Genomic DNA, 10,799 nt, shown 5'->3' with positions numbered 1-10,799 from the left:
GGCCACGAAGGCGCTCAGCCCGACGTACACGACCGAGCGGAACACGATCACCAGCGTCAGCCGGGCGAACGACGGCCAGTCGTCCCGGCGCGACACCGGCGCGGCCGTCCGCACCACGCGGCCGCCCCCCGACAGCGCCCGGATCGCCGGGAGCGTCACCACCGCCCCCAGCAGCGCCGGCGCCACCAGGAACGGCGACGCGCCGAGCCCCCACACCGCCAGCAGCGGCGTCACCAGTACGGGAGCGCAGGCGAAGCCCAGCGTCCCGCCCAGCGAGAACCAGCTCATCCGGACGTGGCTGCCCTCGCTGGCGAGCCTGGCCAGCCGCGCGGACTCGGGGTGGTAGGCCGCCACGCCCAGCCCGGACAGCGCCACCGCCAGCCAGGTCAGCACGTACGAGTCCGTCACGCCGCCGAACGCCACCCCGGCACCCGCCGTCACCATGCTCACGGGGATGAGCCACGGCATCCGCCACCGGTCGGTCAGCACGCCGAAGAGCGGCTGCACGATGGACGACGACAACGTCGCCGCGAGCACGATGCCGGAGACGGCGACGTAGCCGTACCCGCGCCCGGCCACCAGGAAGGGCACGAGGGCAGGCACCGCGCCCTGGTAGAAGTCCACGGTCGCGTGGCCGCCGGCGAGCATGGGGATCCTGTTCACGCTCCGATCCTGCACATGGCAGAACTGGCGCGCTTCCGATAAATTGCCAACCTATGCCGGAGATCCGCCACAGACCCGAGGCTCCCACCGGCCGGCGGCCCCTGGCCCCGGGCGCGGGCATCGACGCGCACCGGCACGACAACCACCAGATCGTGTACGCCTGCCGCGGCGTGCTCTCCGTCACCACCGGCTCGGGCATCTGGGTGGCTCCCGCCAGCCGGGCCATCTGGATCCCGGCCGGCACCGTCCACGAGCACCGCGCCCGCGGCGACACCGACCTGCGCCTGGTGGGGCTCTCCGACAACCCGCTGGGCCTCGCCCGTCCCGCGGTGCTCGCGGTCGGGCCCCTCCTCCGCGAGCTGATCATCGCCTACACCGGCGACGACGGCCCGGGGGGCGGCGAGCGCGAACGGCTGCGCGCCGTGCTGCTCGACCAGCTCAGACGCGCCCCCGAGCAGCCGCTGCACCTGCCGGCCGCCCGTGACGCCCGGCTGGCCGCCGTCTGCGCGGCCCTGCACCGCGACCCCGCCGACGGCAGGTCACTGGCCCAGCTCGCCGTCCAGGCCGGCACCAGCGAGCGCACGCTGGCCCGTCTGTGCCGCCGCGAGCTCGGCATGAGCTTCCCCCAGTGGCGCACCCAGCTCCGGCTGCACCACGCGCTGCTGCTGCTCGCCGGCGGCGTATCCGTGACCTCTGTCGCCCACCGGTGCGGGTGGGCTTCGGCGAGCGCCTTCATCGACGTGTTCAGGCGGGCGTTCGGGCACACCCCCGGCCGCGCCTTTACAATGTAGATTCGCTACAATCGGGTGTCGTGAGTACTTCCAAAGGCAAGGGCGGCACCCCGGCGACCGTGGCGCTGACCAAGGCCAAGGCCGAGTTCACGCTCCACCCCTACGCCCATGACGCCTCCGCGCAGGCCTACGGGGAGGAGGCCGCCGACGCGCTCGGCGTGCCCTACGCCCGCATCTTCAAGACCCTCGTGGCGGAGGTCGAGAGCGGGCTCGCCGTGGCCGTCGTGCCGGTGTCGGGCAAGCTCGACCTCAAGGCGCTGGCCGGCGCGCTCAACAGCAAGCGGGCCACGATGGCCGAGGCCGCCAAGGTGGAGCGGGTGACCGGCTACGTCGTGGGCGGCATCAGCCCGCTGGGCCAGCGCAAGCAGCTCCCCACGGTGGTCGACTCCTCGGCGCTCGACTTCGAGACGATCTACTTCTCGGCGGGCAGGCGGGGCCTGCAGATCGAGACCGCACCCGACAACCTCCTCACGCTCACCAGAGCCGTCACCGCCCCGATCGGCAAGGCCGGCTGAGCGTCAGTTCCGCCGCCTGGGCCGGTCCCGGCGGCCGCCGTCGTCGCGGTCCCGGCGCGGCAGCGTGATCTCCACCCGCCGCGGCCTGCGCCCGAGCAGCCACTCGAACAGGTGGCGGGGCCGGCGGGCCTGACGGTCACCGCGCCGCCCCTCACGCCGTTCCTCCTCGGCCAGCGCCTCCTCCAGTCCGGGTGTGTGACCGCCGCCGAAACGCGACATGTCCGGCCCGGGGAAGCCGCGCGGCTCGACCCCGCGCAACGCGGGCCGCATCGACTCCACCCAGATCGGGCCCGGCAGCGACGCCCCCTGCACCGAGCCGTAATAACGATCCCCGATCCGCACCCCCGTCAGGGGGAACCGGTACGACCCGCGGATGTCCCCGACGCTGACCGCCGCGGCCAGCGCCGGCGTGTACCCGGCGAACCAGGCCGAGGTGTAGCCGTTGTTCGTGCCCGTCTTGCCCGCCGCCGGACGGCCGATGCCCTGGCCCCGCATGGTGCCCTTGGTGAACACGCCCTCCAGCACGTAGTTGACGGCGTCGGCGACCGGCCGGTCGATGACCTGCTTGCACGAGGGCGGCACGTGGGTGCGCCGGCCGTCCCTGCCGATGATCTCCACGATGGCCAGTGGCCGGCAGTAGCGGCCCCGCGCGGCGAACGTCGCGAACGACGCCGCCACCGTCACCGGGTCCATCTCGTTGACGCCCAGGGTGAACGTCGGCACCTCCTTCAGCGGCTCCCCGTCCGCCCTGACGACGCCGAGCGACCTGGCCGTCTTCACCACGTTGCAGAGACCGACCTTGCGCTCCAGCATCATGAAGAAGATGTTCACCGACTTCCAGGTGCCGGTCTCGATGCTGTGCGGCCCGCCCTCCCCCTCGCCGCTGGCGTTCAGGATGCGCGTGTTCGGGTCGTTCACGGGCCGGCCGGCGCAGTTGCGGTAACCCTGTCCGGGCACGAGTGCCCCGGGCGTCTTGAAGCCGTCGCCGAACCGCCACCCCTGCTTGAGCGCCGTGGCCAGCGTGTACACCTTGAACGTCGACCCCGCCTGGAACCCCTGCCCCCCGCCGTGCGCCGTGTCGGCGGGCAGGTTGAAGGTGGTTTTCGGGCCGTTCTTGCGGTTGCCCGAGTTGCGGCCGAACCTCTTGCTGGCGGCCATCGCCCGGATCCGCCCGGTACGCGGCTCCACCATGGCCTCGGCGGCCACCTCGGTGTCCTCCGGCGACACGTGCCGGCGGATGGCCCGCTCGGCGGCGTGCTGCGCGATCGGGTCGAGACTGGTCCTGATCACCAGCCCTCCCCTCGCCATACGCTTGCGCCGCTCGCTCGCGGTGTTGCCGAAGACGGGGTTCGACAGCAGCTCGCGCTGCACGTACAGGCAGAAGAACGGGTACGCGCTCTGCGCGCAGCCGCCGGGCTCCGGACGGAGCCGCAGGCCCAGCGGCGCGTTCTTGGCGGCGCTCGCCTGCCGCGCCGTGATCAGCTCCAGCCCGGCCATCCGGTCCAGCACGAGGTCCCGCCGCGCCTTCAGCCGCTCCCGGTGCTCCCGGCCGAGCGAAGGATCGGTCGAGTACGGCATCCGCACCGCGCCCGCCAGCGTGGCCGCCTCCGTCAGGGTCAGCTTGGCCGCCGAGGTGGAGAAGAACCGCCTGGCCGCCGCCTCCACGCCGTGCGCGCCCGCGCCGAAGTAGGCGATGTTCAGGTAACGCTCGAGGATCTCGTCCTTGCGGTACTTCTCCTCCAGCGCCAGCGCCAGCCGCAGCTCCGTGATCTTGCGCGCCAGGTTGGGGGCCCGCGCCTTGTCGCGTTCCGCGTCCGTACGCGCCGCCTCGACCAGGATGTTCTTGACCAGCTGCTGGGTCAGGGACGAACCGCCCTGCCGGATGCCGCCCGCCTGGGTGTTGGTGAGCAGCGCCCGGAAGGTGCCCCTGACATCGAGCCCGCCGTGCTCGTAGAAGCGGGCGTCCTCGATGGCCACGATCGCCTGGCGCATCACCGGGGCCACTGCCCCGAGACGCACGTTCGTCCGGTTGGCCTCGTAGAACTGGGCGAACTGGCGGCCGTCCTTGTCCAGCAGCCTGGTCACCTGCGCGAGCGGCTCCTCACGCGGAGCGGGCGGCAGGTCGAGGAACGTGTTCGCGACGTTCTTGGCGGCCATGCCGCTGCCGCTGACGGCGGGCACGGCCAGTGCCGCCGTCAGCACTCCACCGAGCGCTCCCGCCAGCCCGAGCGCACCGACGGATCTGAGTACGGTCACGCTGAAGGTCTGCGGCGCCCGGATCGGCGGCAAACGCCCGCGTGTGATCCTTTACCGTTTCCGGCGGATGTCCAGACCCAGGGACGCGAACTGCTCGTACGGCCGGTGGTAACCCCGCTCGATGTGGTGCACCCCTCGCAGCGTCGACGGTCCGTCGGCCACCGCGGCCGCCAGCACGGCCGAGAAACCCGCCCTGATGTCGGGCAGCGTCACGTCGGCGCCCTTGAGCTGCGACACGCCGCGCACGACGGCCGAATGGCGGGCGTTCGTGTCGTGGTAGCGGCAGGCCGGACCGCCCAGGCACTGGTCGAACACCTCGATCTCGCAGCCCATCCGCTGCAGCGCGGGCACGTACACCAGGCGGTTCTCGAAGACCGTCTCGTGCAGCACCGACATGCCCTGGCTCTGCGTGAACAACACCATGAGCGGCGTCTGCCAGTCGGTCATGAAGCCGGGATGGGTGTCGGTCTGCACGGCCGCCGCGCGCAGGCCCTCGGGCGGCGCGGTCGCGCACAGGTATTCGTCGTTGATGTCGAACTGGGCGCCCATCCTGGCCAGCGTGGTGATCGCCGTGACCAGGCGGTCCTGCGGGCAGCCGTGCACCCGTACCTCGCCCTGCGTGATCAGGCCCGCCGCCAGGTAGGAGAACGCCTCGATGCGGTCGCCGTTGAGCCACGTGGAGGCGCCCCGCAGCCGTTCGACGCCCTCGATGACGATCCTGCGGTCGGGCGACAGCTCGATCCGCGCCCCCATCCGCTGCAGGAACAGCGCCAGCTCCACCACCTCGGGCTCCATCGCGGCGTTCTTCAGCACCGTCTTGCCCTCGGCCAGCACCGCGGACATCAGCACCGTCTCCGTGGCGCCCACACTCGGGTAGGGCAGCTCGATCCGGGTGCCGTTGAGCCGCTTGGCCTTGGCGAAGATGCCGGCGTCGCCCACCTCCACCTCGGCGCCCATCGAGCGCAGCGCCTCCACGTGGAAGTTCACCGGCCGCCGCCCGATCGGGTCGCCGCCCACCAGCGGCACGAACGCCTCCCCCGCCAGGTGCAGCAGCGGGCCCAGCATGAGGATCGGGATGCGGTTCAGGCCGGTGAAGGCGTCGGGCACCCGCGGCTCGATCTGCGGGCCCTGCGCGATCCTGATCTCCGTACGGGAGATCTCCACATCGATGCCGAGCGCCCGCAGCATGGCCGCCGTGATCTCGACCTCGCCCACGTCGGGCGCGTTGTGGATGCTGCTCTCGCCGCTGCCCAGCATGGCGGCGACCATGTGCTTGGACACGCCGTTCTTGGAACCGCGCACCTCGACGTCTCCCCGGAGCGGACCGGAGGGTTCTATCAGCCAGACCTCTTCTTCAATCACGAAGTGAGCCTAGCCGGGGGATACCATCGAGCTGATTCGGACGCACATGTGAAGGGGAGTGGCGTGACGAGGGAAGTACGCGCTTTTGCGGTAACTGTCCTCACACTCGCTGCTCTCGGGGTGGCCGCAGGGCTGCTCTGGTCAGGCGTTTCCCCACGGGCCCCCTACACGGTCACGGAGGACGGCACGTCCGTGCTGGCCGATCCGTCCACGCAGGCACTGATCGCCGCGGACGGCTGGTTCGCGGTGATCACGGGCGGGCTGGGCCTGCTCTGCGGCGGGGTGGCCTGGTTCGCGGCCCGCCGGTTCATGTTGCCGGTGCTGCTCGGGCTCTGCGCGGGCGGGGTGCTGGGGGCGGCGCTGACGTTGTGGATCGGGTCGACGTTCACCATCGGAGCCGTCATGGTGGAGGCCGCCGTGGTGCCCGGGGTCAAGGTCGTGCCCGGCGCGCTGAAACTGACCGCCTCCGGGGTGCTCGTGTCCTGGCCACTGCTCGCGGTGGGGCTGTTCGGGCTGCTGGAAGGCATGCACGGGTACGGCGAGCCGCAACTGCGGCCCCCCTACGGCAACCTGCCATGAACCCCTGGCACACCCACCACAGCGCAACCCACCGCACGCTCGGCGAACGACACCGGCCGCGGCGCAACCACCTCACACAACCGCGACAACACCGGCCAGCGCGTCTCCACAGCCGGGAACGTCACCGGTCATCGCAGAGGCATCCCCACCACCACGAACGACACCCGTCACCGCAGGACCAGCTCACAATGGTGAGCACCACGACGGGCGCGGTGCCCGTCCTTCACAACGGTGGGCGTTGTCGGCCGTGGCCGGTGGCCTGTTCGAAGGCGCGGGCGACGCGCAGGACCCTGGCGTCCTCGAACGGGCGGGCGACGATCTGCACCCCCACCGGCAGGCCGTCCGTCGTGAACCCGGCGGGCACGGAGGCAGCCGGTGCGTGCAGGACGCTGATCCAGTAGGCGGAGCGCATCCACGCGAGGTAGTCGGGCAGCCGCTCGCCGTTGATCTCGCTGACGTGGGGCTGCTCGATGGGGAACGGCGGCACCTGGCTCACCGGCGCGATCAGCACGTCGTAGGTGTCGAAGAAGGCGGACATGCGCTGGTATAGGCGGCTGCGGGCGCGCTCGGCCGCGGCCAGCGCGGCTCCGGTGACCTCGCGGCCTCGCTCGACGTTCCAGGCGGTGTTGGGGCCGAGGCCGGTCAGGTCGCCGAAGGACAGCGCGTAGTTCCACGCCCGGTAGGTTCTGAACGCCTCCTCCGCGCCGGAGAGGTCGAGCTCCACCTCCTCGACCGTGGCTCCCAGCCGCTCGAACACGGCCGGCGCGGTCGCGGTCACCGCCGCCGTGCGCGGGTCGACCGGCAGCCCTCCCAGGTCGGGGCTCCACGCCACCCGCAGGCCCGCCACGCCCTCCTCGGGCTCGGGAGTGAAGACCTCTCTGATCGCGTAGGGAGAACGGTGGTCGAACCCGGCGATGGCCGAGAGCATCAGCGTGAGGTCGTCGACGGTGCGGGCCATGGGGCCCTGGACGGACAGCGTGTACCAGGCGGCGGTGTCGGACACGCCCGGCACCCGGCCGGGCGTGGGGCGCAGGCCGACGACGTTGCAGAACGAGGCGGGGTTGCGCAGCGAACCGCCCATGTCGGAGCCGTCGGCCAGCGGAACCATGCCGGTGGCCAGGGCAGCGGCCGCCCCGCCGCTGCTGCCTCCGGCGGACTTGGACAGGTCGTAGGGGTTTCTGGTGGCGCCGAACACTTCGTTGACGGTGTGGGAGCCGGTGCCGAACTCCGGGGTGTTGGTCTTGCCGACGGTGATGGCGCCGGCGGCGCGCAGCCGCTCGACGACCAGGTCGTCCTTGGCGGGCACGTGATCGGCGAACAACGGCGAGCCGTAGGTGGTGCGGATGCCCGCGGTGTCGACGAGGTCCTTGTGCGCCACGGGCAAACCGTGCAACAGACCTTCCGGCTCGGCCGCGTCTGCCGCCTTGGCCGCCTCGATCGCCGGTTCGGCGGCCAGCGTGACGATGGCGTTGACGTCTGGGTTGACCTGCTCGATGCGGTCGAGGTGGGCCTGGAGGACCTCCACGGCGCTCACCTGCCGGGTCCTGATCAGGCGGGTCAGCTCGGTCGCGGTCAGGTAGTGCAGTTCGCTCACTCTGCGATCCTGCCTCACCCGCCGTGCGAGGGCGACGGCAAGGTCTGCCCACGCTCCGCACCGGTGCTCGTCGGCCGCCGCCTTGCCATGATGAGCAGCCCTGTGACGGTGAACATGCAGGTCAGGATGACGATGTGCACACCGAAGTCGACGGGCTGGGCGGGGAACAGCATGTGGCCTGTGTGCAGTCCGGTGTGCACTCCGACCGCCATCCACACCGCACCGGTGCGCCACCGCGCCGCCGCGCAGGCGAAGCCGAGAGCGATGGCCTGCAGCGGGTAGATCAGACGCTCGACGGGTGTGTCGGCCGCGCTCTGCGAGAAGATGTGCAGCACACCGAAACCCACCGACACCACGATCAGCACGGCTCTCGGGGACATCCGCGCGGACAACGTGTCGTACAGGTGACCACGCCACAGCAGCTCCTCGGGGAACGCCTGGCTCAGCAGGGCGAAAGCGATGGAGAGCGGCAGGAGAGACAGGTCGGGACGGGCCTGGGGCACCCAGGTGGCCAAACCGACCGTCACCGCCAGCGCGCCGCTCGCGGCCACCGCGGCCCCGCCGGCGACGACGCCCAGTAACAGGTGCGGCACGGCCCTCCAGGACATCGTGAGCCCCACGCCCTGCCAGGTCTGGCGGCCGAGGCGGCGGATCACATAGACGAGCCCGAGCGAGGCCAGCGTGATCCCGATCATGCCGAGCGGGCGATAGAGGGCGTCGTCGGAGTCGAGCAGCAGCATGACGGGCCCGGCGCCGACGAGGATCTGCGTGAACGTGGCGACGCAGGTGATCAGCACGGCCCAGACGGGATGAGTGATTTTCATAGGCCGCCACGTTAAGTAACCGGGCGGTGCCGGCGCATCGGGCTCTGGGTTGAATCCACAATGACCATCGGCATAGGCCTCAGGGAGGATCACAGCGCCGCCCGGGAAAACTAGGGTCGAGGGCATGCTGCGTCATCTGGCCTGCCTGCGTGACCCGGACCGGCCGGTCCTCTTCAGCGTCGTGTTCTGGCTGGTGCTCGCAGCCACCGGGATAGTTCACGTGATCTACTACGGACAATCCTGGTCCGTGCCGTTCGCGCTCAACCTGGCGCTCGTCTCCGCGCTGTGGCCACTCCTCCCCTGGCGACGCGGCGGCGGGCCGAGTCTCGGCGCGGCATCCCCGCCCGACGGCAGACCACGTACCCGCACAACCTCACCCGACGGCAGACCACCTTCCGGCACAAGTCCCGACGGCAGACCATTCGGCACAAGTCCCGACGGCGGGCCGCTATCCGGCACAAGTCCCGACGGCGGGCCACCATTCGGCACAACCGCCCGGCCCAACCGCGGACCAAACGCCCACACACCGTCCAAACCTGACATCACACCGAATGCCGGCTCATCAACCAGGCTCGATGGGAGTGGGCGGTTCAGCGGGAAGACAAGGCGCAACGGCCGATGGCGGCAGGTCGCGGCGGTGGTGTTCCTGCCCGCGACTTGCACGCTGGGCCCTGCGGGTTCCAAAGAGGTCCATCAGTTGCTGACCCTCATAGCCGTCGCCAACCTGGCGTTCGTCTTCGGCATACGGGCCGCGGCCGTCATCGTCGGCTGCCTCTGTTTGGCCGTGTTCGCCTGCGTCGTGGTGGTTTTCGAGCGGGGCGTGTTCGACGCCGTCGTGCAGAGCGTCACCATCGTCGTGTTCGCCTGCTTCGTGCTCGGCATGGCGTCGGCCGTGCTGGAGGCGCGGCGCAGGCGGGCGGAGGCGCAGCGGCTTGCGGCCAGGGTCAGGGAGCTGACCGTGGCCCAGGAACGCGCGCGGATGGGCGCGGAGATGCACGACTCCATCGGTCACCACCTCACGGTGATCAAGATGGGTTTGGAGAACGCCGAGCGTTTCCGCTCCCGCCGCCCCGACGACGCCTGGCACGAGGTGCGTCAGGCGAAGGAGCTGACCGTGACGGCGCTGGCCGACGCCCGCCGCTGGGTTCGCGCGCTGCGGCCGCTGGCGCTCGACGGTCACGTCAGCAGCGCGGCCCTCGAACAACTGGCGGCGTCGTTCGACGGCACAGGCCTCGCGGTGTCCTTCGAGGTCGTCGGGGACGAGCCGCCCCTGGAGCCCGACGTGGAGCTGGTGCTCTACCGAGTGCTGCAAGAAGGGCTGACCAACGCCGTCCGGCACGCGGGTGCCCGCCATGTGCGCGGTACGCTCGCCTGCGACGGCGACCGCGTCGTGCTGGTGGTGGCCGACGACGGCGCAGGCCGCGGCCGGGATGCGCGCGACGCTTTCGGCCTGCTCTCCCTCACCGAACGTGCCCGCGCCGTGGGCGGCACCCTGACCGCGGGCGACCGGCCGGGCGGCGGCTTCGAGGTACGGGCGGAACTGCCCGCCCGGGTCACGGCAGCCGTGTCATGAACATGATCAGAGTGCTGCTGGCCGACGACCAGGCGCTGATCCGGCAGGGGCTGCGGAAGATGCTGGAGATCGAGGACGGCATCGAGGTCGTCGGGGAGGCCGCCGACGGAGAGGACGCCCTGCTGGTAGCCGAGACGTGCCGCCCTGACGTGGCGCTGGTCGACGCCAGGATGCCCAGGATGGACGGCGTCGAGCTCGTCACCCGGCTGGCGGCCCGGCACCCCCGTGTGGCCTCGATCGTGCTGAGCACCTTCGACGAGGACGACTACATCTTCGGTGCGCTGCGCGGCGGGGCCGTCGGCTACCTTTTGAAGGACTGCACGCCCGAGGAACTGGTCGACGCCATTCGCCGGGCCGGCCGCGGCGAGACGGTGCTCGCCTCGACGGTGGCCGCGCGGCTGGTGACCGAGATCCGCCGCACGCCGGCGCCGCCGACCGTGCTCCCCGGCGAGGAGCGCTTGTCGTCCAGGGAGGCGCAGGTGGCCAGACTGCTCGCTGCCGGAGCCTCGAACCGGGAGATCGCCGCCCGCCTGCTGGTCACGGAGGGCACGGTGAAGAACCACGTCTCGAGCCTGCTCCGCAAGTTCGCCCTTCCCGACCGGACCCGCCTCGCCCTCCACCTCAAGGACACCGGCCCACCCC

General features: G+C 71.3%; 10 protein-coding genes. 5 read left to right on the top strand and 5 right to left on the bottom strand.

Annotation, left to right across the window (positions count from 1 at the left end):
- On the bottom strand, nt 1–663 hold a 663-nt coding region (locus tag E1295_RS44750), incomplete at its 3' end, for an MFS transporter (protein ID WP_484214008.1).
- Nucleotides 664–716: 53 nt separating this feature from the next.
- On the opposite strand from E1295_RS44750, the gene E1295_RS44745 reads away from it, so the two are divergent.
- Together E1295_RS44745 and ybaK are read left to right on the top strand one after the other, a co-directional pair.
- Nucleotides 717–1,454: an AraC family transcriptional regulator gene (locus E1295_RS44745; protein WP_132640929.1), complete on the top strand. Its 738-nt coding sequence runs from the start codon at nt 717–719 to the stop codon at nt 1,452–1,454.
- A gap of 20 nt (nt 1,455–1,474) precedes the next feature.
- A complete protein-coding gene (ybaK, locus tag E1295_RS44740) occupies nt 1,475–1,969 on the top strand; it encodes a Cys-tRNA(Pro) deacylase (protein WP_132640927.1) in 495 nt (164 codons plus the stop codon).
- Between the two features lie 3 nt (nt 1,970–1,972).
- Here the strand turns inward: ybaK and E1295_RS44735 are convergent, their stop codons facing one another.
- Both E1295_RS44735 and murA read right to left on the bottom strand, forming a co-directional pair.
- Entirely contained in the window at nt 1,973–4,225 is a 2,253-nt protein-coding gene (locus E1295_RS44735) for a transglycosylase domain-containing protein (protein WP_246081154.1), read from the bottom strand.
- 51 nt (nt 4,226–4,276) lie between these two features.
- Nucleotides 4,277–5,587: a UDP-N-acetylglucosamine 1-carboxyvinyltransferase gene (murA, locus tag E1295_RS44730; RefSeq protein ID WP_246081153.1), complete on the bottom strand. Its 1,311-nt coding sequence runs from the start codon at nt 5,585–5,587 to the stop codon at nt 4,277–4,279.
- Nucleotides 5,588–5,707: 120 nt separating this feature from the next.
- Here murA and E1295_RS44725 point away from each other — a divergent pair, with 120 nt between their 5' ends.
- On the top strand, nt 5,708–6,166 hold the full coding sequence (locus tag E1295_RS44725; protein ID WP_246081151.1) for a hypothetical protein: 459 nt from the start codon (nt 5,708–5,710) through the stop codon (nt 6,164–6,166).
- A gap of 223 nt (nt 6,167–6,389) precedes the next feature.
- Here the strand turns inward: E1295_RS44725 and E1295_RS44720 are convergent, their stop codons facing one another.
- Nucleotides 6,390–7,760, bottom strand: coding sequence for an amidase (locus E1295_RS44720; RefSeq protein ID WP_132640923.1), 1,371 nt, complete (start codon nt 7,758–7,760; stop codon nt 6,390–6,392).
- A gap of 14 nt (nt 7,761–7,774) precedes the next feature.
- Nucleotides 7,775–8,584, bottom strand: coding sequence for a CPBP family intramembrane glutamic endopeptidase (locus tag E1295_RS44715; protein ID WP_132640921.1), 810 nt, complete (start codon nt 8,582–8,584; stop codon nt 7,775–7,777).
- Between the two features lie 697 nt (nt 8,585–9,281).
- On the opposite strand from E1295_RS44715, the gene E1295_RS44710 reads away from it, so the two are divergent.
- A complete protein-coding gene (locus E1295_RS44710; protein ID WP_132640919.1) occupies nt 9,282–10,157 on the top strand; it encodes a sensor histidine kinase in 876 nt (291 codons plus the stop codon).
- On the top strand, nt 10,154–10,799 hold a 646-nt coding region (locus tag E1295_RS44705; RefSeq protein WP_132640917.1), incomplete at its 3' end, for a response regulator. The genes E1295_RS44710 and E1295_RS44705, both read left to right, overlap by 4 nt.

The sequence above is a fragment of the Nonomuraea mesophila genome (assembly GCF_004352805.1).
Classification (GTDB): Bacteria; Actinomycetota; Actinomycetes; order Streptosporangiales; family Streptosporangiaceae; genus Nonomuraea; species Nonomuraea longispora.
The sequence above is the reverse complement of the archived record's forward strand: the minus strand, read 5'-3'. Positions and strand labels throughout refer to the sequence as shown.